The organism is Paenibacillus sp. GQ49, assembly GCF_059759055.1.
Genome location: NZ_JCAXEL010000009.1, coordinates 62,341 through 84,907, shown reverse-complemented (window position 1 = coordinate 84,907; position 22,567 = coordinate 62,341). Strand labels below are relative to the sequence as shown.

The following is a 22,567-nucleotide window of genomic DNA, read 5'->3' as shown; positions in this document are numbered from 1 at the left end:
TTATTTTGTGCTTTACAATCTATTCCTGCCTGTACTATAATGATACCAATATTAACCATAACAAACCTGAGGGAAAGCATCCCGAAGTGAACAAAACCGGATATCCGGTCTGTTCTTCTTCGGTGAAGCTTTCCCTTTTTTGTTGTGTATTAAAGGAGGAATTGGTATGAGACATCCGGCCAGGCTGGAACGCGGAAGCCTGCTGGGAGGTAGATATCGTATCGTATCCATTCTGGGAACAGGCGGAATGAGCCATGTATACGAGGCGGAGGATCTGAAGTTGCCGGGCAAGATATGGGCAATTAAAGAAAGCGTAACGATTATGCCATATGAAGGCAGTATGGAGACGGAGGCAGCTCTGCTAACATCTCTTCGTCATCCAAGATTGCCGCAAATTGTTGATTTTTTTGTCCCGGATGAAGATGGGTACACATACTTGGTGATGGAATACATCGACGGGTTAACGCTCAGTGAGTATTTCAAGCAGTGTCGTGGGAAGATCCCGATGGAGCAGTTGATGGAGCTTGTACTTCAATTGCTCGATGTGTTGAGTTATTTGCATAATCTGAATCCACCTGTGATCTATAGGGATCTGAAACCATCAAATATCATGATCACACCGGAACATGAAGTAAGATTAATTGATTTTGGCATCGCCAGAAGTTACAAACCGCAAAGTGCCGAAGATACCGTTAAGCTGGGAACTGCTGGTTTTGCCGCACCTGAACAGTATGGCTCGGGTCAGACTGATGCGCGTTCAGATCTATATGGACTCGGCGCATTGCTGCTGTATCTTATGACAAGTGGGGCCTACACGGAATGGATTCAGGGTGTGGAAAGCTCTATCCGGAGTGATGTTCCGCGGACGTACATCCCTGTGGCAAGAAGACTGTTAAGATATAATGCCGAGGAGCGATTCCAATCTGCCGATGAGGTGCGGAAGGAACTGCTCCGAATACCCGGTGGAATAACGCCTGGTGGAGATACAACCATGACCTTGAATGGCGGAACAAGAGTGATTGCCTTGACTGGTGCTTCATCTGGTGTAGGGGTTACCCACACGGCTATAGCTATCAGTCATTATCTCGAAAGGCAAAACTTCAAAGTAGCTGTGATTGAAATGTCACCTCGCTCTCAATCCTTTGCAAGGATTCAACAAATCGCTCAAGCGGGTAAACCGGTGCCAGTAGGCAGACAGTTTGCAGTGGATGGTGTGCATTATTGGAAACAATCCGGGCGAGCGGATATTTTGTCTTTGCTTGGGGGGAGTTATCAGTTCATCGTGATGGATCTCGGTAGTGGTCAGGACCAGAACCGGCTGGAAGAATTCCTTCGTGCAGATCTGCCGATTGTTATAGGCTCAGGTGCCGAATGGAGACAGGCGGAGATTGGTGCTTTTGTTCGATCACATCATCGGTATCCACGAGAGAAATGGATCTATTGTCTGCCCCTGGCAGCAAGTGAAGCAGTTCAGCGCATTCGTAAAGCTCTGGATACATCGAGTGTGTATGGGCTGCCATTACATATTGACCCTTTTGACAAGGACGCACAGATGGATAAAGTGTTTTCTCATATTTTAACGCATATGATGGCACAGCAGCCCAAGAAACGTTCATTCTTTTCAAGAAGGAAAGTACATGATTAGAAGATTACGAAAGGAGAGCCTCTTTTGTCTAAATTAAGAAAACAAAGCCGTCAACTGATCTATGCTGGACTTATCGGAGCAGGAGCTGTAGGGTTGGTGTTCGGAGGATATGTTATTTACAATGTCAAAACGATGGGGGATGTCAGGTCAGCTGTAGAAGCCCGTTATTTATCGGCATATGAGGAAAAGGAAGCTGAATTAAAGCAACAATGGGATTCGGGAGCACAAGGATGGGTTACGATTCGGGATATTGAAGCAGGTGAACCGATATTACCGGAGGATCTGAAGCTTATTGCTGTTCCGGATGCACAAGCACCGCGAAATCTCTGGTCCAGTACCAAGCAGATGGAGGGCCAAGTGGCCAAAATAGAGTTGAAAAAAGGAACAGCCATTACCACCGAGATGGTGTATGAGGATGTACCGGCTCCGCCTGATTTAAGAAATCGAGAGCTGCAAGTTGTATTACTGCCGTCCTCACTTGTTAAGGGAGATATTATTGATGTTCGTATCCAATTCCCTACCGGACAAGACTATGTTCTCTTATCGAAGAAAAAAGTGGAACGACTCAATGCAGCTACCTTATGGATTACGATGACGGAGGAAGAGATTCTGTCACTCTCAAGTGCAATTGTAGATGCCTATTTACATAAAGCTTCAATCTATGCCTTAACCTATGTAGAACCACAGTTTCAGACACCTGCAATCGCGACGTATCCTGCCAATTCAGAAGTGTTAAAACTGCTGGAGAGTGATCCGAACATTGTTCGACGAGCCGAACAGGAGTTATCCAGACAGGTGCGAAGTTCGCTTGAAAGTTCACTGGCCGCCTCCATGACAGCACCGTCAAAAGGGGTTGAACAGGATGTGGCACAATCCTCAGTTACCTATAACAGTCGTCCATCATCAAATAATCCGGCAACGTCGGATGGAGTGATGTGGAATGATGGTTCAGGAAACGGAGCAGGAGCTGATTTGGGAAGCTCAGATAATTCTGCGCAGGCTTCACAATCAGATGAACAGCAGAGCCTGCTAACGGGCGGAGAATAGAGATCGAATCGAGGTTTACATTAGTCTAATTCAGATAACAGGGAGTTTAAGAAAAAGAAAGGAGTTGTAACATCTATGCATACATGGATCTTTGCGGGTTTATGTGAGAAGAATGATTTGATGTTATATCTTTGCAAGATATTGGCTTCAACAGGCAACAAGGTCTTGCTCGTAGATGGAACCTTACAACAGAAGTATGGGTACGGTGTAGGTGACAGTCAGCAGTCTTTGCGAATTACTGAATTTGAAGGATTTGATATCGCTTGTCATTTTGTCACTTCAGCAGCTGTAGAGAATCATCTTGAAGTAAATGGAGAGCGATTGGACAGTTATGACTATGTGTTATATGACATGGAGACCTCGCATTTTGCTTCACGTAATCTCTGGCTAACCGCTGATGTAAGAGTCTGGGTGAGTGATTATGAGCGTTACAATCTGGAACGTGGCAAGGGATGGTTGAAGCGGTTGCTTGAAGAACAGTCATTACCTGGTGAGCTGTCATTTCAGCGGCTCTTAATTAACGGGGTTGACTGCAAGCTTGAAGCTCGTTATCTATGGGCGTATCTGGAGGGCAGTCCGTTTGTGTGGACAGGAGAATCCTTAGTGCTTCCTTGGGATGAGTTAACAGCTGCGGTTAAGCTTGAGAATGAGCATCATCGCCGAGTTCATCTTGGACCTTTGTCACGAAATTACAAAAAATCGTTGTGTCGCGTGGTCGAGCAGTTAACAGGTTGGGAAAGTGTTCGCAGTCGCCGTGCGATGAAAGAAGCAGAGAGGATGAGAGCATGAGCACCATTACCTTTTGGAGTCCTTTTGCAGGTACAGGTTGCACTTCGAGCACATTAATTAGTGCTTATGCGATGGCACTTCACTATAGGACAAGAGTGTTACTTGTTAATGCAGGCCTTGCAGGAACTGGCACAGAAGCTGCTCTACCATCCAAAGATACGGATTCAGCGGATTTTATGTTCTCCTTTGAAGAGGGTGGTTGGGATGCGATTGAACGGCTGCATTCGAGTGGCAGTCTGAATAAGCACAATCTCAGGGATTATACCAAGCCACTTCTGAAGGAAAGACTTGATTTCTTAACCGGAAGAATGGATGAGATGGAACGTTCCCCGCAGGAACATGGTGAGACAGTGAAAAAGCTGCTAAATGTAGCTAACGAGTATTATGATCTGGTTCTTCTGGATGCGGATCATGCTGATGTTGATTCACAGCTCAAGCTGCAACAGGCGGACTATGTTGTAATTAATCTCGATCAAAATATGCGAAATCTGGAGTTGTTCTTTGAAGAGATCCTGCCAGAACGAATGAACAATAAGAATATACATGTTGTCATTAACAAATACGATTTGCATTCCCGTGCAACGCTTTCCAATATTAAGCGACAGTTCAAATATAAAGGCACGATATCCGCGATACCGTACACAACCGGATACCTGGATGCAATGAATCGGCGAGATGTCGCCAGGTACTTGCAGTTGGAAAGTTTGACTGAGGATAAGGATATTCGTAAAGGGAGTTTTGCTGCAAGCATGAGCGAACTCGCTCGCCTGATTATGGACGGTGCAGGTATGCGCACAGTTCTGAAGAGGCTGGAAAGGGGAGCCTGAACCTCCGATGCTCTGGAATACCATATGGATAAGTTTAATTTTGATTCTGTGCCTGACTTATATCTGGTTCAAGTATAGAACGTTTCTTCGTGAAAAGAATGCTCGTGTTCCTGAACAGGAATCATTCACGATTGGCATGTTGATTGAGAAGGTGAAGAACTCACTTCATGAGCTTAGTCATAGTCAGCTCGCGGATGCGGGTCTGCATGAAGAAGAATATCGTCGGAGAATTAATCAACGTGCCGAGATGAGAAAAGCGCTGAAGGGCTGTGTCTCAGGCAGTGTCAGCGACAAAACGTATGTTAAAAATCTGATAGGGGATCTCCTGACCCGAAGCATAGGGCTGAACAAATCAAATGTAGATGAAGTTATTTTGTTTGCAGAACCAGATTTGTTGACGATCCAGGACCGATTCGAAATTGTATTTTATCTGTACCGACAGCAATTCGGTGTGGATGCACTCTCCCGAATGATTGATACCTACGATCTTGGCAGACTGAGAATGGATGAAGGTACGGACGATGGAGGAAGTTATTATATCTCTGAGGAGGATATTCAGTATGTGTTCGAGTGCGAATATCGAGAGCTTGGATTCAGAGAAAAGACTGATATCATCGTGCAACGTATCTACCAACATTATAAAGGATTCTCGGTTGTTGATGAGATAAGGGACCAACGTATTGACGGCGTTAGTGGTGGTGTCAGCGGTATGCTTGATACTGTTCATAATATGGGACTTCGAAAACCGGCATCATGGAATGATTTGCTGGATCAAGGACTGGAGGATGATGCACATGAAGAACCGCTTAGCGGCATGGAAAGTGTCTGGATTTTCTATAAAGGTAAGTCCATTCATCTATCCTTTCTGTCCTTCGGCAGTATTCGTGAACTGAAAAGGGTATGCCAGAATATTTACAAATACAATTATCCCGGACAGTTGTCGGAAGCAAGTGGCTACAAGGTGAACGAGATGAAAGACGGCTCCCGTGTCGTTGTAGTTAGACCTCCTTTTGCAGAATCGTGGGCATTCTTCGTCCGGAAGTTCGATATTCCGAATGCTTCACTTGAACAATTGGTTACGGGTAACAACGCAGATCTGCCAATTACATTGCTTCAATACCTCATGAAAGGAAGCCGGATTACAGCTGTAACCGGGGCACAGGGTTCTGGTAAAACAACGTTGCTTATGGCTATGGTGAAACACATCTATGCATCGTACACCCTTCGGGTGCAGGAGATGGCGTTTGAACTTCAATTAAGGCGGATCTATAGCCGACGTAATATTTTGAGTTTCCGAGAGACTGAACACATTTCAGGTCAACAAGGGCTTGATTTGCAGAAAAAAACGGATGGTACCGTCAATATACTTGGTGAGGTAGCGAGTGATGAAGTGGCCGCATGGATGATTCAAATGTCTCAGGTTGCCAGTCTGTTTACCCTGTTTACCCACCATGCCAAAACGTTTCGTGATCTGGTCTTCTCCCTCCGTAATTCCTTGCTCAAGACAGGTATGTTCCAGCATGAGCATATTGCTGAGGAGCAGGTTGTGAGTGTCATCAATTTCGATGTTCATATGAAGAAAGATGCTGAGGGACGAAGATATATCGAACGGATTACGGAATGTCTTCCTCGTGCGAATCAAGGTGACAGCGTGGAAGAGAGGGCAGGTTTTACATTTCGTAATGTTGTGGAGTACAGAGATGGAGCGTATGTTGCAACAGCTCCAATCTCCTCTGGATGCATGATGGATATGCGAGACCAGATGACATTACAGGATGCTGAGAAGTTTGAACAGTTTATGAAGCAACACTGGGGTGATCAGTATGACAATTAAATGGATTCTGCTCCTCGTATTAAGTATTTGTGCAGGAGGTTTGCTGATCACACTTCTGGTTTTAAGTATGTTACGTCACAGAGGAGGTGGTTCAGCAATTCAATCCGGCGTGATTTTTGCTCCTAGCGGGAAGGGATTCAAGGGATTCGGATCAATCTTGTTGCAGTCCTACCGTCTTGGAATGAAAGTGCCACTGCTATCAGCTTATATTCTACAGGTTCAGAAACGTATTTCATTCCGCCATGTTGGGGATGAGCCTTCACTTCGCAGGCTGACGATGACAGTGGTTCTGATTATTCTTGGAGGTTATGGAGGCATAAGTGTCATTCTGTTTTTACTACAGCCGGGTATCGCTTTTGTAATACTTTCTGTACTCTGTGCTGTGGTGCTAAACAGTCTGGTATTAGATATGTGCCTCAGTCGTATGGAGAAAAGGTTGCTGGTGCAGATGTTGGATATCTTCGCAGATGTAAGGCATCGGTATCATCAGCATGGCATGGTTGAGGAAGCGCTCTATGAAGCCGCTGAAGCAGGTACAGGAGAAGCGGCAGAACAGGTAAGACTGATCTACGAAGCTCTGACTTCTCCAGATCCAAATGAAGCACTTGAGCGTTATTATGAAGTGGCTCCCAACCGTTTTCTCAAAGGATTCGCTGGCGTTTCCTATATGGTCATGGAGTTTGGGGATAAGGACAGAGCACAAGGCTCTATCTATCTTAAAGGACTGGGTAACCTGACTCAGGAGATTCATCTGGAGATTTTGCGGCGTGATAAATTGGATTACCTGCTCAAAGGACTTAATATCATTGCGCTAGCTCCGGTATTGTTCACCGCTCCTATCGAACGCTGGGCCAGAGTCAGTTTCCCAACGATGGATGAATTTTATCGCAGCAAAATCGGTTTTGTTACCAAAATATCGATCTATGTCATCATCATCCTTGCTTATTTGCTTTTGCAAAGGCTCCAGCAATACGATGAGACCCGTTACCGGTCAGGGCATAAGCATTCATGGTTGGATCAGTTTCTGTACAGGCAAACCTTCATACGGAAATTGGCAATGTTGTTTGCAGCAAAACCTGGCAGTGCACAGTACAGTCAAACGATACGGCTCATGAGGGAGAGCAGTTCAGAGTTGAAATATGAATGGCTTGCCATTCGACGAGTGATGTTATTCGCAGGTTGTTTGGTCCTTACAATGGCTTGCATCTTGCTGTTGCACCAGGTTGAACGTAACCACATCTTGCATGATCCGATCCGGGATGATCGAATGTTTGGTGCAATGGCTGAAGCGGATCTCAGGAAAGCTGAGGAAAAAACAGCATTAGATCAATCCGTGCTGAAAAGTGTAGAAATGAACCGAGGAGCTACATATGAAGAAGTCTCCAAAGCGTTACAGCAGTTATCTCCCTTTCAGTTGGACCATGATACTCAGGCTGAGACGATCGCGCGCATTATGCAGAAACTTGAGGTGTATAACAAGCAATATGTACGCTGGTGGGAAATGATTATAGCCATTCTCATGGGTGTAGCAGGGTACTACATGCCCGTATGGCTCATGTTATTTCAGCGGAAAATGCGAAGGTTGGATATGCGACATGAAATCTATCAATTCCAGACAGTGATTTCCATTTTACGTGAGATGGACCGGATGTCAGTCGAGGAGATATTGGAGTGGCTTAATCGATTTGCCGTCATTTTCAAGCGCCCGCTGCAAAAATGTTTGTTGCATTTTGAACATGGACCAGAGCTTGCACTTGAACAATTAAAGGAAGAGGCGGGCTTGCCCGAGTTCCAGCGACTGGTTGATAAATTACAGCTTGCCCTTGGCAAAATCTCAATACGTGAAGCCTTCGATGATCTCGAGAGCATGATGGCATTTTATTTTGAACAACGCAAGCAGGAGTACAGCAAAATGATAGATGTCAAAGCATCATGGGGCAGAACCATCGGATTTACACCTATGTACGCCCTTATCTTTTTGTATCTGGTCATTCCATTGGTCGGTATGAGTTTCTTACAGATGAGCATTTATTATGAGCAAATTCAGAAACTGTAGCACAATTCATCTGTGTGACAGTCTGAAATAGTTTAATAACTTATAACTTGGGAGGATTTATCATGAACAATGCATCAAGCGCTTTAAAGGTGGCAGCAGGGATATTCTTAACAATCGCTTTGATCACAATTGTAGTTCTGTTGTTTATTTCGGCTCAGGAGGCAACCAAGACGGCCCAGAACAATTTTGCTGATATCCAAACCGAGTTGTCCCAGGCTGCATTTACGGTATATGACGGAACAACCATCAGTGGATCACAGGTAACGAATGCGCTGCGTAAATATGCGGACAAGGACCAGTTCGGTATTCAAGTTATTACAGGTAAAAATAAAGCGGGTCAATGGTACGGCAATCAATTAAACATTTCACAGGATCTCAATAATGCGGACTACGGCTCGGTTATTGCACCCGACGATAAAGTGGGGATTATTAACCAGACCATGAGTGAAAAAGACAATCAATATGTCAATCCAAGTGGTAAATTCAAAGCCATTATCGTAAAAGACCGATCCAACGTGGTGAGAGGGCTGATCTTCCAGCAATCCTGACAGGAGTTGGTTTAACATGTCCCGGAATACACAGCATCTCATGTTGTTTTGTACGGCGGTTGTCCTGTTTGTGACAGCCTGCCTGTACGGGCAACAGAATGTTAAGATTTTATCAGCGGCCTTGAACGACAGAGTACAGACAACAGCAGGCATGGAAGGTCGGCTGACAACAACACTGCATACCACCAATCCGTATCAGTATAGTGGTGCAGAAGTGTTGCATACCGTGAGGCAGATGACTGGTACAGGCATTCCTGTGGAGGTAGATGGGACTTCGTATGTGATTGATCCACTTGTCAACAAAACAGCGACAATTCCTGTCCAGCTCGATGCCACCTACAGACCTGAGTATGTACGAAATGAACATGGAGAACTGCTCAAGATTGTTTTTTGGAAGGAGGCCAGTGTGAATTGATTAATGCCGCATCCAAGCTGCTTGCCGTATTGCTCGCAGTCCTTTTGCTCTATGTGTACCCAGCTGCTGAAACAGCCGATCGGCAGGATGATATAGCACGTATGACGGCTATTCAGAATGTAACACGTTTTGTTGATGCCGTCCGAACGAAAGGGTATATTTCACCTCGAATGTTGGCTGAGTTTGAGGAGCAACTGGCCCAGACGGGCAATGTGTATGAGGTGTCGATGGAACATTTACATAAGAAATATGTACCTCACTATACAGACCCGATGGACAATAACAGTTTTACCGGGACCTATGAGGTAGTGCAGGATGGATATTATGCAGCTCAGATTCGAGAGAGACTATTCCCATCTTCAGGTGTGATACCGGTCGATGATCCTGGCCGAAGATATACGTTGACGACAGGGGATTTTTTCACCGTGACTCTCCAAAATACAAATCGTACACCTTCCATGCTCATTCGTGAATGGTTGAGTGGTACGGCTCAGGCTTCAGCAGTATTTGTAACATACGGAGGTATGGTTCTCAATGAAGATTACTGAGCTTTCCATTGTATTCATGCTGATCTTTTTCCCGCTTTTCTGGATCATCTCACTCCATACGCAAGATGTCGAGGAGGCTCAATATCTAGGTCAACGATACAGATCTGCACTTCAAACTGCAGTCATGGATGCAGGTGCAGTGATGCATCAGAATGAGAAACAAAATGATGAAGCAGGTTATGATTCAACTAAGTTTGTTAAAGCAGACAAGGAGCTTGCCTTGATTACATTTACTCAGACGATGGCTTTGAATATGGGGATTCAGGATGATCCCGCAGCTATTCGAAACATGTTTAATTACATTCCTGCCGTGGTTATTCTGGATTATGATGGCTATTATATGTTGTCCACAGAAACAGAGTTGACAGGTAACCTTGAAGATTCTTTCAGGCAAGTATGGAGCCCCAAGAAACCTTATACATATTCAGATTCTAATGGTAACAGTATTAACTTTACACTGGACGACTACGTATATGCCTTTGACGCAAGCGCAGGGAAATGGATTGAGGGATTCCAAAAAGAACTGGCCTCAAGCACACAGATTCCTTTACTTCAGAATACTAGCGTATTTGAGCAAGTTAGACAAAGCCGGATTGTGACTGTTGTACAGGATGATCTGGCTGATGTGATTAACCGCCATAATGAGTTTGCCAGAAAGAACGGTATTTCCTATACGTTTACGATGCCCCTGATTGCGCAGGAAGATTGGTACAACTCCATTAACGATACAGGGATTATGGCCTTTATCCAAGGTATAGGTGTGGGTGACCAAAAGATCAACAATTATGCGATCGGTGGAGGCAGACTTGTGAAGAAAACGGCCATCGTAGGTGGGGTAGATCCTTTAACGGGTATCAAGTACTATTACCCCTCCACATGTGGTAATGGTTACCGTGCTGAAGAGGTGTTTACAGACGCAAGACAAGCAGCTGCACAAGGCTATTTTGAATATAAATGCTCTAATCGTTAGGGGAGCCTGTATGATAAAATCATGTAAGAGGTTCCTGAACTGTTTACATTACTTTCAGAAAAGACGGGACCTGTGCTAGAATAGGATTTCGGAACAATAACAAAAGTAATGTCTAATAGATAGGAGCAACCTCATCTTATGAGTTTATTGTCAGTAGAGAACGTAAGTCACAATTTTGGAGATCGCACGTTATTTAAAAATGTATCGTTTCGTTTACTTGCCGGAGAGCGCGTAGGACTTGTTGGTGCCAATGGTGTGGGTAAATCCACATTAATGAACATCCTTACCGGTAAATTGCTTAAAGATAGTGGAAAAGTAGAATGGACACCTAAGGTACGTTATGGATATCTGGATCAGCACACAAAGCTTACCCCAGGCAAAACTATTCGTGACGTTCTTAAGGATGCATTCCTTCCGTTGCTTGAATTAGAAAAAGAAATGATGAATATTACGGACCAGATGGCAGATGCAGATCCAGACAAGCTGGAGCAGTTGCTGGAAGAGATGGGCGATATTCAGGAACAACTGGAACAGGGCGACTTTTATCTGATTGACGTAAAAGTGGAAGAGATGGCCAATGGACTTGGTTTGTCCGCAATTGGTCTTGATCGAGATGTCGCAGCTCTAAGTGGTGGACAACGTACCAAGGTGCTTCTTGCCAAGCTTCTGCTCGAGAAACCTACAGCTCTTTTGCTGGATGAGCCGACCAACTATCTGGATGTAGAACACATTGAATGGTTGTCACGTTACCTGAAGGACTACCCGCACGCGTTTCTCTTAATCTCCCATGACACGGAATTCATGAATGAAGTCGTAAATGTCATTTATCATTTGGAATTTGCCAAATTAACGAGATATGCAGCGAACTATAACAAGTTCCTCGAGATGGCTGATATGAATAAAGCCCAGCATATTGATGCGTACGAGAAGCAGCAAGAGTACATCAAGAAGCAGGAAGATTTCATTCAGCGTAACAAGGCACGTGCTTCAACTTCAGGTCGAGCGAAGAGCCGGGAGAAACAGCTGGACAGAATTGAACGTATTGATCGTCCAGATGAAGCGGCCAAACCAACATTCAAATTCAAGGATGCCCGTGCGAGTAGCAAAACGGTCTTTGAGGGCATTGATTTTGAAATTGGATATACGTATCCTTTGCTGCCTAAGATGACAATGACAATTGAACGTGGTGAGAAAATTGCCATCGTAGGTTGTAATGGTGTGGGTAAATCGACGCTGTTGAAAACCATCCTGGGAAAAATATCTCCACTCAGTGGAAAGACCTTTTTGGGAGATTATCTCGAAACGGCCTATTTTGAGCAGGAAGTTCGTGCTGGGAATATCACGCCGATTGAGGACGTCTGGAATGAGTTTTCACATTTGACCCAAAACGAAGTCCGGGGTCATCTCGCTCGCTGTGGGTTGAAAAACGAGCACATTACCCGTCCGCTTAACATGCTGAGTGGTGGAGAGCAAGCCAAGGTTCGTTTATGCAAACTCTTGATGCGTGAAAGCAACTGGATTCTATTCGATGAGCCGACAAACCATCTGGATGTCACAGCTAAAGCGGAGTTGCAGCGTGCTTTGCAAGAATTCAAGGGAACGGTGTTACTGGTATCTCATGAACCTGATTTTTACGAGGGTTGGGTCACCAAAACATGGAATGTCGAAGAATGGTCTGAGAAAAACTAGACGATTTAAGACAATGTTTAACAGAAATGACAGTGACAAAAAAATCCGTCTATGGTAACATAAGCTACAACTTCATATGAACACTAGGGGGGCCGCACGATGCGGCTGAGATGGAAGAATGCGATTCCGGACCCTTTGCACCTGATCTGGATCATACCAGCGTAGGGAAGTGGCGAGCGCGTTTCAGTGAATGACAGCAAACGGCAATTCGAAAGGATTTCAACCGTCTGCTTAACGAATTGAAACATGCAGTTGCGTGTATAACGTTATGGCTATAAGGTCTATAGCTTTATTGCACGAAATGAACTGTATGTATCAGTCAGTCATCTGGTCCTATAATTAATACGCAGCCACTCCCCTACGGGAGTGGCTTTTTTGTGTTTTCATAGCATTCATGCCTGGAAGGAGATGAACAGTACGGTATTTTCTCATGAACATGTACACGGATCATTTGAACTGCATGTTGTATCTACGGGTTCAGGGGATCAGGCATCTTTTGTAAAAGCTGCAAAGGACGTTTGGCCATGGGTGGACTATATTCACATACGAGAAAAACAACTCACATGGCAAGACAAGATCGGTTGGGCTGAAAGTCTGCGCAGCATTGGCGTTCCATCTTGCCGGATCGTCATCAATGGTTCAGAGCTGCCTTCACAGAATGACATCTATGGCGGTGTACATTGGGGGCAAGATGCGATACGAAACTATAACCCTGCTGTTATACGCAATGTGCAACGCCTTCGTCTGGGTGTATCTGTTCATTCAATCGATGAGGCAAAAATCGCTGAAGAACGGGGAGCCGATTACCTATTCTTTGGGCATGTCTTCTCAACCAACAGTAAGCCTGATCTTGAACCAAGAGGATTATATGCTCTGGCTGAAGTGTGCTCTGGTGTCTCCATTCCTGTCATGGCGATTGGGGGCATCGAACCGGGAAACATTCACGCTATTCGCTCTGCAGGCGCACAGGGAGTCGCTGTGATCTCGAATGTATGGGCGAGCGATTCCCCGGATCAGGCGGCTGCATTATTAAGGCAGGCTATCGTTGATACATAAAGTCTGAGCCGCTGAATCAAGGAGATGAGCTGATGAAGAAGATCATTACTGATAGACCGGATAAGGTTCATGCAGAAACGATTATTGTAGGCGGAGGGGTTGTTGGTTGTGCCATTGCATATGAACTTGCTTCCCGTGGACAGGATGTGCTGTTGCTGGAGCGTTCGGTGATTGCAGGAGGCACTTCTTGCGCAGCAGCTGGAATGCTGGCGGCCGACAGTGAGGATTTTGCTCATCCTTTGATGGCTAAGCTTGCCAGGCAGAGTAGACAGTTACTTACCGAGCAACAGGTGCTAATGGCTACACTCAGTGAGGTAGAGACTGGTCTGCAACGCCAGGGATTCCTAACTCCTTTTCGTTCATACAGTGAATTAAGTAGTTATAAGGACAATCGGAAGTCTGCGTTGTCTACTTCTGCTGATGAGGTGTGGTGGGATCGTTCCGTTGTGCAACAGGAGGCATCATGGCTTAACAGAGATACGTATGGAGCCTATTACAGACCTTACGAGAGTGAAATTCTCCCAGTCCACCTAACGAAGGCATACGCCGAATCCGCTCAAGCAATGGGAGCACGGGTTATGGAGGACATACAGGATATACGTGTGCAAGCAAACGAACACGGTGTGCAGGGAATCACCACATCGATCGGTGAGATGAGATGCAAACATGTCATTATAGCGGCTGGATTACAGAGTGAAGAGTTGATGAGACATGTGAATCTGAGCTTGCCTGTGTGGTCGGTAAAAGGTGAAATAGCCGCCGTTCAGTTCTCAGATGAACATGCAGGGTACAGACCTGACAGAACGGTGTATGCAGAGGATATCTATATTGTTCCCAAAGCCAATGGAGAAGTTTGGCTCGGGGCAACCAGTCTGCCAGGCAGAACGGATCTGAACGTTTCTGTACAGGGTGTTCAGAAGCTGTTAACAGCGGCTACCCACTGGGTGCCTGGGATGAAAGAAGCACAATTTATACGAGCGTGGGCAGGCGTAAGACCGGCAACTCCCGATGGACTGCCTTATATAGGTGCTTGCAAGAGTATACCCGGGCTGTTCGCCGCCTTTGGGCATTACCGCAACGGTATCTTGCTTAGTGCGATAACAGGCAGGCTTATCGCTGAGTTGCTCGCTGGCAAAAGCTCAGAAGAACTCGGAATTGAGGAGCTGAGCCCTGAGCGATTGAATAGAAAGGGAGTGGTGCAGTGAATATCATCGTTAATGGTCAACGGATGGAGATTGAAGAAAGATTGAATCGTGTGGATAAATTGCTCCAATCTTTTGACCTGCAAGTTAAGACTGTAGTTGTTGAGCTGAACAAGCATATCTTAACGCGTGAGTATCATGAGTCAACGGCATTAAGAGAAGGCGATCGAATTGAGATTGTACATTTTGTAGGAGGCGGTTGATGATGTTGAACATTGGTAAATATACGTTTGAGTCCAGATTGTTGCTCGGAACAGGCAAGTTTTCGGATCTGAAAGTGCAAAGTCAGGCTGTGGAAGCATCTGAAACGGAAGTTTTAACCTTTGCTGTTCGTCGTCTGAATCTGGAGGAACGCAACCAGAAGCATTTCCTGGATACGTTGGATCTGGACAAATACACTCTTCTTCCGAATACGGCTGGGGCTTCCACTGCGGAAGAGGCGGTGCGAATTGCCGAGCTTGCGCGGGCTTCAGGACTTTGTGATATGATAAAAGTCGAAGTCATCGGAGATGGAATTACGTTACTCCCAGATCCGATTGAAACGTACACGGCCTGCGAAATTTTGCTTGAAAAGGGCTTCACGGTATTGCCTTACATTTCAGATGATGTCATTCTGGCCAAAAGGCTGCAATTGCTTGGCGTACATGCTGTAATGCCTGGCGCTTCTCCCATCGGAGCGGGCAGAGGCATCATCAATCCCTATAACCTTGAGATCATCATTGAGCAGGCCGTTGTACCTGTAATTGTAGATGCAGGGTTGCGCTCCCCAAAAGATGCTGCTTATGCGATGGAACTTGGTGCCGATGGCGTGTTGTTAAATACAGCCGTATCCGGATCAGGGGATCCAGTGAGCATGGCTAAAGCGATGCGATTGGGGGTAGAAGCGGGTAGATTGGCATATGAGGCAGGCATGATTCCCATAAAGCGTTATGCAGCAGCCAGTAGTCCGGTGGAAGGAATGGTTCATACATGACAGATCAATTAACATCCTCAGAACAGGCCGATCGTTATTCCAGACAGGAACGTTACGCGCCACTTGGCAAGGAAGGCCAGGCCAGATTGAGTGACAGCCGAGTTTTAATTGTAGGCGCTGGCGCACTCGGAACAGGAATTGCAGAAACGTTAGTTCGTTCAGGAGTCGGACACCTAACGATTGTGGATCGTGATTATGTGGAGTGGAGTAACCTGCAGCGACAGCAATTATATGTAGAACAGGACGCGTTTGAGCGGATGCCGAAGGCGATGGCAGCGGAAAAACGTTTATCTGCCATTAATTCCACGGTTCATGTGGAAGGGAAAGTGTTGGACGTCAGAGTAGATGAGTTGGAAGAACTCGTTCAGCATACAGACTTGATCATGGATGCAACGGATAATTTTGATACCCGACTACTCATTAACGATATCGCACAGAAACACCGTATTCCCTGGATTTATGGAGGATGCGTAGGTAGTTACGGCATCACTTATACGTTTATGCCTGGAGAAACGCCATGTTTAAATTGTTTGCTGGGTGAAGTTCCTCTGGGTGGAGATACCTGTGATACGTCTGGCATCATACCTCAAGCGGTACAGATGGTAACGGCAAATCAGACAGCAGAAGCGATGAAGTTACTTAGTGGCAATGCAAATGCATTGAGACGTAAGTTATTGTCATTTGACGTGTGGAGGAACGAATACATATCCATCAATGTGGATGGTGCGAAAAAGCAAGACTGTTCTTCCTGCGGCACTTCGGCAACGTATCCATATCTTTCTGCGTCCAATCTGGAGAAAACCGATGTGTTGTGTGGCAGGGACACCGTTCAGATCCGACCTGCACGGCGCATGAATCTGGATCTTCAACAAACAGCGGAACGTCTGGATAGACTTCAAGAAGGAAAAGTGGAATCCAATCCGTTTCTGGTTTCTTTTACAACAGGGGTCTACAGAATGGTCATTTTCCAAGATGGACGTGTCCTCGTACACGGAACAAAAGACACAGCTGAAGCACGTACGCTCGTCCATCGCTACTTTGGTTAAAGCACGAAAGAAGCAAAGTCTGTTCCCTTGAGGGAATGGACTTTTTCATTTTACGGCATGCTATCTGTACCAACCATTGCTGCGAGCAGTGGGGATAGAGACAGGCCGGGTGAAAAAGAGTGAAAACAGCAATTTTGCTGATTGGAGCAGGAGAGCAGGTCAGCCTTATTCAGGATGTTTTATGTAGCGAAGGGTATGAGGTGAAACGAATGGAGTGGTCCGAACTAAACCAATCCGTCGAGCCTTCGTTGCTGCATATTAACCTAATCATCCTGGTAGACCGGGAAGAGGGGAAGAAGAATTGTGGTCAGAATCAGAAATTAGAGTTAAAACGATGGATAGATAAAGGTCAGGTTATACCTCTACTGGTTATTACTTCAAATGCATCTCCTCAGTTCATCGTGGAATGGCTGGATTACGGAGCTAATGACGTGATGGAGGAACCTATCCACTTGACCGTGATGCTTGCCAGAATACGAAACTTATTGCGTGTTTTTGCGAATGCAACACCAGAGGGCGAAGAAGTAATTGTAGTTCATGATCTTAAAGTGAATTTGCGTTCAAGACGGGTAAATCGTGCGGGGGAATACCTAACATTAACACCAAAAGAGTACGAATTGCTGGAATTCCTGGCCCTGCATGTGAATGAAGCATGTACCCGGAGTGATATTTTGCGGGAAGTATGGGGATATGAGTATGCGATGGATACCAACGTTGTGGATGTGTATATCAAACATTTGAGGGTTAAGGTGGATAAGGGAAGAAGTGTGAAACTGATTCATACTGTGCGTGGGATCGGTTATATGCTGCATGATAAAAATTAGATTACGAAGTTAGTTCCATGAAACACCAGTTTAGAGTGTGGCAAAAAGAGGGTAAAAATAAAAGACCGGATAGTAACCTCCGGTCCTTACTGATTAGCTATGATGTGATTCTAAAGTACACGACGAGCTTTAACATACGTTCTCTTCCAAGTACCAGAATCCAGATCAGAGAGGGTTACGCCTGGAGATCCATACGTATGCAGAATCTTACCATTTCCCGCATAAACGCCTACGTGAGTGACATTGGAACCGGTAGAACGGCTACCACTGGAGAAGAATACCAGATCTCCGACACGCAGATTAGCTTTAGACACAGCTTTACCTTCTTTGGATTGTTTCACGGAAGTGCGCGGCAAATCTACACCATACTTTTTGAAAATATATTTCATAAAAGAAGAGCAGTCAAAAACCTTGGTTGTTGAAGTTGAAGCACCAAATTTATATGGAGTTCCAGTGAATTTTTTGCCATAGTTAACAATTTGTTGACCTGTGGATACAGAAGCAGTTGCTGCCTGTGCAACAGGTGCGTTAGTCATTAGTACAGCTCCAAAACCTAGTGTAGCGCACAACCCGACGGTTACGGCCTTTTGGACAAAGATGTTTGTTTTCATGTTAGTTAGTACCTCCAAAATTCGTTTTCGTTAAGTTGCTAGAGCGAGTATAACAGCTTTGTAACAGCCTATAAATTGGATAGAGGAGTGTAATCCCTTGCGCCACAATGGTTTGGGTATGTTTATTAAAATATGATTAAAAATGTCAAAAAATTAATCGTTGACGGATGAAGAATTAAGATGAAACAACAAAGACCCTTGAATATCAAGGGTCTTTGTTATGTGTGAATCTATTTTATTCATTGAATCACTGGTTACAAAAACGTAATAAATAACTATGGAGCATGCAAATAGATTCAATCTTTGCTCTGAATAATCAGTAATAAGCCGCTATCAATAGTGACTGTACCGGAGGAGCTTAAGAGCTTGTTGCTTACACCCAAGGATTGTCCCATGCGAATGGTGGCTTGATCTAGCGGATACATAAAACCATCTAGAGTTATTCCTGCAACTTCATGAGTCAAGGGGAGCAGAGAAACATATTTATAGTCACGGTGCTCAACCACAGCTTTGGATGTGGTCAGTGTCATGTAATTGTGCTTGTCCTGAATGGCACAGGAGATATGATGCTGCATCGCGCGAACCATAATATGTACATTGGCGAGTGTGTGATCCATACGTGTACCTGTAGCACCTAACATTAAGATGTGAGAAGGTTCGTAATCTAGCGCTGTCTCAAAAGCCATTTCTGTATCAGTAAGATCCTTATGAACAGGGTCACATGTAATGAACCGAATGCTATTGTTACTTACAATAATACGTTCCTTTTCATTAATGGAGTCGAAGTCACCAACTGCAATGTGTGGCTGAATGCCGTGTTCAATTAAAAATAATGCACCGCGATCGGCCGCGATGATCATATCATCTTCTCGTATTTCCTGAAGTAATTCTACAGATAAGTTTCCGCCTGTAAAAATAATAATCCGTTTCGCCGTCATTTTATTTCATCCTTCCTAATTCAGAGAAAAATAGGTCATTGTTCAAATATAGTGTTGGAACCTGTACAAATATATTCACCAAACCAGTATAATCCACAAAATGTGGTTGCACAATTTCAGTGCTCGCGGATACAATGGGTAGAGCGACATGGAGATGACTTGAAAAGTGAGGTTTGAACAGTTGGACTTACACATTTTTGAAGTATTCAGCATTATAGGCACTATCGCATTTGCAATGTCCGGTGCCTTCGTGGCAATGGAAGAGGAGTATGACATTCTGGGTGTACTAGTGCTTGGACTTGTCACGGCATTCGGAGGCGGGATTATCCGGAATGTACTTATAGGTATACCTGTAACGACACTGTGGAGTCAGGGATCACTTATTATGTTAGCCTTAGTATCAGTAGCGATTGCATTTATATTACCTCTCAAGTGGATTAGTCACTGGAAGCGAACAGAGGCGTTGTTTGATGCAATCGGACTCGCAGCATTTGCAATTCAAGGGGCTCTCTACGCGGCGAACATGGGACATCCTATTAGCGCAGTTATCGTTGCAGCAGTAATGACCGGTATTGGTGGGGGCGTTATTCGTGATGTGCTTGCAGGACGTAAACCGCTTGTATTGCGTGACGAAATCTATGCTGTATGGGCAATGACAGCCGGTTTTGTTATAGGTATGGGTTGGTTGACAACAAATGCCGGATTATTGCTTTGTTTCGCGGCAGTTGTGTTTTTCCGGATGTGTTCTGTACATTATAAATGGAAACTACCACGTCGTTCGTTGGTGCCGTCTGAGACCGGGAACGTCAGTCCTCAGCCGGAGAGCATTGTGACACAGCCAGCATCGTCGGTACTTCAAGGTACGCTAAGCAAGGGGGATTAATATGATTAATGTTTTGTTTGTATGTCTGGGCAATATATGTAGATCACCAATGGCTGAAGCCGTTCTGCGTCACAAAGTCGTGGAGAAGGGGCTTGAACACCAGATTCGTGTCGACTCTGCGGGTACAGGGGACTGGCATGTTGGTAAACCTCCGCATGAAGGGACTCGAAAATTGCTTGATTTGTACCAGATTTCCTATGCCAATATGGCAGCGAGACAATTCGCCAGCGAAGATTTTACTCAATTTGATTACATTGTATGTATGGATAATTCGAATGCAGATAATGTGCGTAACGTTCCAGGCGGAGCTGAGGCGGACATCATCAAGTTCATGGACATGCTTCCCGAGGAAAAACTCAGAGAAGTACCTGACCCGTATTACACAGGCAATTTTGAAGAGGTGTACGAGCTGGTTAACGCAGGCTGCGATGTTCTGTTGAGTAAGATTGAAGCGGAACATTCCTTAGCCTAAAAAGCAAACGAAATTCATGCACTTAAAGTAAGCAGGATATCCTGCTTCTTTTTCAGGTTACAATTGTAAGCGGTATCATTAAAATGAAAAACAATAGCGGCATTTCAGCCGCCTGTTAAAGTGGTCCTTTTATCTTTCCTGGAGAAAATAAAGTAATGCTTCGGGCAATTCCTTCTGCCAAAAACCCCATTGGTGTTTTCCGTCTTTCTCCTGGTAGGAGACGAGGGCACCACGTTTTTCGAGCAATTCTCGAGTATCCCGGTTTAATTGAACAAAATTATACGTACCCGTGTCTGCCTCGAAATCAGTCTCCTGCAAACCAACGATCATCCAGATCGAGAGCCAGGACAGATCTTCAGCTGCGGCATAGATTTCCTGTGAAGCAGAGTAGAAGGCGCCAGACATGCTGATCACACGTGTGAACAGATCCGGATATAACAGAGCAAGATGAAGCGAAACACTGCCACCGAGCGAATCTCCGGCAAGAATGCGTTCCTGCGGAGAACGGCGTACAGGATATTTCTCTTCTATATAGGGAATAATCTCTTCAGCGAAGCAAGCAGTATATGCCTTGAACCGATCTCCAAATGGAGCATATTCCTGCGTTCTCACAGACACATCGACCTGAACCCCTACAATAATGAAAGGCTCGGCTCCTTCGTCCAGAATAATTTGGTTAGCTGTTGTAGCAATTCGTCCGAAATTAAAAAATTCTTCGCCATCCTGACAATAAACGACAGGGTAGCTAAGCAATTCGTTATAGCCCGGAGGAAGGTAAATACGGAGTGTTCGCTTCTCTCCGAGATAGCGACTTTCAATCTCTTCCTTCACAATCGTGCGTTTCAAATAGCGGGAATCCGTCATAAAACGTCACCTTTCTCGGTTAATTTTTTGCAATCGACCGCGCAATACGGTAAGATTACCCTTGTGCGGGGTTAGGTCAAACACGCAATCATGTATTATGCTGTTATACCAATATTAAGCCCCTGTTATACATACAATCCGGCAGGAAACATAAAAAAATTACGGATTTCTTTGACGTATGGAGTGAAACAGGTGTATAATAATATTATAACAGCGGAACTTGATATTCAAATTTTTTGTTGAGGTGAAGAAAAAAATGAGCAAGGTTCCTTATGAAGTGTATACAGAGGATGTAGAAGCTCTGTCCGTGCTGTCTCCTGACGGCGAAATTGTTAACAAAGACATGATGCCTACACTTTCCGATGATCAATTAAAAGAAATTATGTACCGCATGGTATTTACCCGTACTTGGGATGACCGTGCAGTAAACCTGGGCCGTCAAGGTCGTCTTGGTTTCTATGCTCCAGTATCTGGTCAAGAAGCGACAATGGTTGGTAGTGAATTTGCAATTGAAAAAGAAGACTTTGTATGTCCTGGCTATCGTGACATTCCGCAACTCGTATGGCATGGACTTCCTCTTTATCAAGCATTCTTGTACTCCCGTGGACACCAACATGGTGGACAAATTCCAGATGGCGTTAATGTATTGATGCCACAAATCATCATTGGTGCACAAATTCTGCATGCAATGGGTATCGCTATGGGTTACAAATTGAAGAAACAAAAACAAGTTGTTATCACATACACAGGTGATGGCGGTTCTTCTGAAGGTGACTTCTATGAAGGTCTGAACTACGCTGGTGTATACAAACTGCCTGTTATCTTCTTTGTACAAAACAATGGTTATGCCATCACAACTCCTTTTGCTAAACAAACAGCAGCTCTGTCCATCGCTCACAAAGCGGTAGCAGCAGGTATCAAAGGTGTTAAAGTTGACGGTATGGACATCTTCGCTGTTATCAAAGCTGTTCAGGAAGCTGCTGAGCGTGGACGTAACGGAGAAGGCGCAACATTGATCGAAGCAGTAACATACCGTTTCCGTCCTCACTCCCTTTCGGATGATGCTTCCAAGTATCGTACAAAAGAAGAAGAGGCAGAATGGTCTGCTAAAGATCCTATCGCACGTTTCGCTAAATATCTGGAGAAAAAAGGTCTTTGGACTGAAGAAGATACAGCACGTGTGAAAGAAGAAGCCAAAGCTAAAGTAAATGAAGAGATCAAAAAAGCGGAAAAAACCGAGAAAATGACGATTTCAGGCTTGATCGACAGCATGTTCGAACAAACGCCTAAGCACTTGGAAGAGCAAAAAGCTGATTTCCAATAAGTTTTT

At 44.9% G+C, this 22,567-nt stretch carries 23 protein-coding genes and 1 riboswitch; of the genes, 20 read left to right on the top strand and 3 right to left on the bottom strand.

What is annotated here, in order from left to right:
• Positions 1–166: 166 nt before the first annotated feature.
• From AC6CIF_RS17145 to AC6CIF_RS17065, 17 genes are all read left to right on the top strand, one after another.
• The gene (locus AC6CIF_RS17145; protein WP_498200649.1) at positions 167–1,645 is read left to right on the top strand and encodes a serine/threonine protein kinase; all 1,479 of its coding nucleotides are present in this window, start codon (positions 167–169) and stop codon (positions 1,643–1,645) included.
• Between the two features lie 24 nt (positions 1,646–1,669).
• A complete protein-coding gene (locus AC6CIF_RS17140) occupies positions 1,670–2,692 on the top strand; it encodes an SAF domain-containing protein (RefSeq protein ID WP_076210099.1) in 1,023 nt (340 codons plus the stop codon).
• Between the two features lie 75 nt (positions 2,693–2,767).
• Positions 2,768–3,481 carry a hypothetical protein gene (locus AC6CIF_RS17135; protein ID WP_017688052.1) on the top strand — a complete coding sequence of 238 codons (714 nt, stop codon included), beginning with the start codon at positions 2,768–2,770 and terminating at the stop codon, positions 3,479–3,481.
• Positions 3,478–4,308 carry a CpaE/TadZ family protein gene (locus AC6CIF_RS17130; RefSeq protein WP_076210100.1) on the top strand — a complete coding sequence of 277 codons (831 nt, stop codon included), beginning with the start codon at positions 3,478–3,480 and terminating at the stop codon, positions 4,306–4,308. The genes AC6CIF_RS17135 and AC6CIF_RS17130 overlap by 4 nt, the downstream gene beginning before the upstream one ends.
• A gap of 7 nt (positions 4,309–4,315) precedes the next feature.
• Positions 4,316–6,142 carry a pilus assembly protein CpaF gene (locus tag AC6CIF_RS17125; RefSeq protein ID WP_498200648.1) on the top strand — a complete coding sequence of 609 codons (1,827 nt, stop codon included), beginning with the start codon at positions 4,316–4,318 and terminating at the stop codon, positions 6,140–6,142.
• A complete protein-coding gene (locus tag AC6CIF_RS17120) occupies positions 6,132–8,198 on the top strand; it encodes a hypothetical protein (RefSeq protein ID WP_498200646.1) in 2,067 nt (688 codons plus the stop codon). Before AC6CIF_RS17125 ends, AC6CIF_RS17120 begins: the two co-directional genes overlap by 11 nt.
• 62 nt (positions 8,199–8,260) lie before the next feature.
• Complete coding sequence (locus AC6CIF_RS17115; protein WP_062834890.1) at positions 8,261–8,746, top strand: hypothetical protein; 486 nt, start codon at positions 8,261–8,263, stop codon at positions 8,744–8,746.
• Between the two features lie 16 nt (positions 8,747–8,762).
• A complete protein-coding gene (locus AC6CIF_RS17110; protein WP_498200645.1) occupies positions 8,763–9,161 on the top strand; it encodes a hypothetical protein in 399 nt (132 codons plus the stop codon).
• Complete coding sequence (locus tag AC6CIF_RS17105) at positions 9,158–9,709, top strand: hypothetical protein (protein ID WP_076210104.1); 552 nt, start codon at positions 9,158–9,160, stop codon at positions 9,707–9,709. The genes AC6CIF_RS17110 and AC6CIF_RS17105 overlap by 4 nt, the downstream gene beginning before the upstream one ends.
• On the top strand, positions 9,696–10,679 hold the full coding sequence (locus tag AC6CIF_RS17100) for a hypothetical protein (protein WP_498200644.1): 984 nt from the start codon (positions 9,696–9,698) through the stop codon (positions 10,677–10,679). Before AC6CIF_RS17105 ends, AC6CIF_RS17100 begins: the two co-directional genes overlap by 14 nt.
• A gap of 138 nt (positions 10,680–10,817) precedes the next feature.
• Positions 10,818–12,368 carry an ABC-F family ATP-binding cassette domain-containing protein gene (locus AC6CIF_RS17095; RefSeq protein WP_036613631.1) on the top strand — a complete coding sequence of 517 codons (1,551 nt, stop codon included), beginning with the start codon at positions 10,818–10,820 and terminating at the stop codon, positions 12,366–12,368.
• Positions 12,369–12,443: 75 nt separating this feature from the next.
• Positions 12,444–12,553, top strand: a riboswitch (TPP riboswitch).
• A gap of 190 nt (positions 12,554–12,743) precedes the next feature.
• Positions 12,744–13,424 (top strand): thiamine phosphate synthase, encoded by a 681-nt coding sequence (locus tag AC6CIF_RS17090; protein ID WP_498200642.1) that lies wholly within the window; start codon positions 12,744–12,746, stop codon positions 13,422–13,424.
• A gap of 32 nt (positions 13,425–13,456) precedes the next feature.
• Positions 13,457–14,629 carry a glycine oxidase ThiO gene (gene thiO / locus AC6CIF_RS17085; protein WP_498200641.1) on the top strand — a complete coding sequence of 391 codons (1,173 nt, stop codon included), beginning with the start codon at positions 13,457–13,459 and terminating at the stop codon, positions 14,627–14,629.
• Positions 14,626–14,829: a sulfur carrier protein ThiS gene (thiS, locus tag AC6CIF_RS17080; protein WP_498200639.1), complete on the top strand. Its 204-nt coding sequence runs from the start codon at positions 14,626–14,628 to the stop codon at positions 14,827–14,829. The genes thiO and thiS overlap by 4 nt, the downstream gene beginning before the upstream one ends.
• Positions 14,830–14,831: 2 nt before the next feature.
• On the top strand, positions 14,832–15,599 hold the full coding sequence (locus tag AC6CIF_RS17075; RefSeq protein ID WP_498200833.1) for a thiazole synthase: 768 nt from the start codon (positions 14,832–14,834) through the stop codon (positions 15,597–15,599).
• On the top strand, positions 15,596–16,645 hold the full coding sequence (locus AC6CIF_RS17070; protein WP_498200637.1) for a ThiF family adenylyltransferase: 1,050 nt from the start codon (positions 15,596–15,598) through the stop codon (positions 16,643–16,645). Before AC6CIF_RS17075 ends, AC6CIF_RS17070 begins: the two co-directional genes overlap by 4 nt.
• Positions 16,646–16,764: 119 nt before the next feature.
• Positions 16,765–17,469 (top strand): winged helix-turn-helix domain-containing protein, encoded by a 705-nt coding sequence (locus AC6CIF_RS17065; protein ID WP_498200635.1) that lies wholly within the window; start codon positions 16,765–16,767, stop codon positions 17,467–17,469.
• A 110-nt stretch (positions 17,470–17,579) separates the two neighbouring features.
• Here the strand turns inward: AC6CIF_RS17065 and AC6CIF_RS17060 are convergent, their stop codons facing one another.
• Complete coding sequence (locus tag AC6CIF_RS17060; protein WP_253509110.1) at positions 17,580–18,080, bottom strand: C40 family peptidase; 501 nt, start codon at positions 18,078–18,080, stop codon at positions 17,580–17,582.
• A 296-nt stretch (positions 18,081–18,376) separates the two neighbouring features.
• Entirely contained in the window at positions 18,377–19,018 is a 642-nt protein-coding gene (locus AC6CIF_RS17055; protein ID WP_498200633.1) for a thiamine diphosphokinase, read from the bottom strand.
• Positions 19,019–19,199: 181 nt separating this feature from the next.
• On the opposite strand from AC6CIF_RS17055, the gene AC6CIF_RS17050 reads away from it, so the two are divergent.
• Together AC6CIF_RS17050 and AC6CIF_RS17045 are read left to right on the top strand one after the other, a co-directional pair.
• A complete protein-coding gene (locus AC6CIF_RS17050; RefSeq protein ID WP_498200631.1) occupies positions 19,200–19,901 on the top strand; it encodes a trimeric intracellular cation channel family protein in 702 nt (233 codons plus the stop codon).
• Between the two features lies 1 nt (position 19,902).
• Entirely contained in the window at positions 19,903–20,373 is a 471-nt protein-coding gene (locus AC6CIF_RS17045; RefSeq protein WP_498200629.1) for a low molecular weight protein-tyrosine-phosphatase, read from the top strand.
• Positions 20,374–20,502: 129 nt separating this feature from the next.
• Here the strand turns inward: AC6CIF_RS17045 and AC6CIF_RS17040 are convergent, their stop codons facing one another.
• Positions 20,503–21,237 carry an alpha/beta hydrolase gene (locus tag AC6CIF_RS17040; RefSeq protein WP_017688071.1) on the bottom strand — a complete coding sequence of 245 codons (735 nt, stop codon included), beginning with the start codon at positions 21,235–21,237 and terminating at the stop codon, positions 20,503–20,505.
• Positions 21,238–21,493: 256 nt separating this feature from the next.
• Here AC6CIF_RS17040 and pdhA point away from each other — a divergent pair, with 256 nt between their 5' ends.
• Positions 21,494–22,561, top strand: a complete 1,068-nt coding sequence (gene pdhA, locus AC6CIF_RS17035; protein WP_017688072.1) for a pyruvate dehydrogenase (acetyl-transferring) E1 component subunit alpha — start codon at positions 21,494–21,496, stop codon at positions 22,559–22,561.
• Positions 22,562–22,567: the final 6 nt, after the last annotated feature.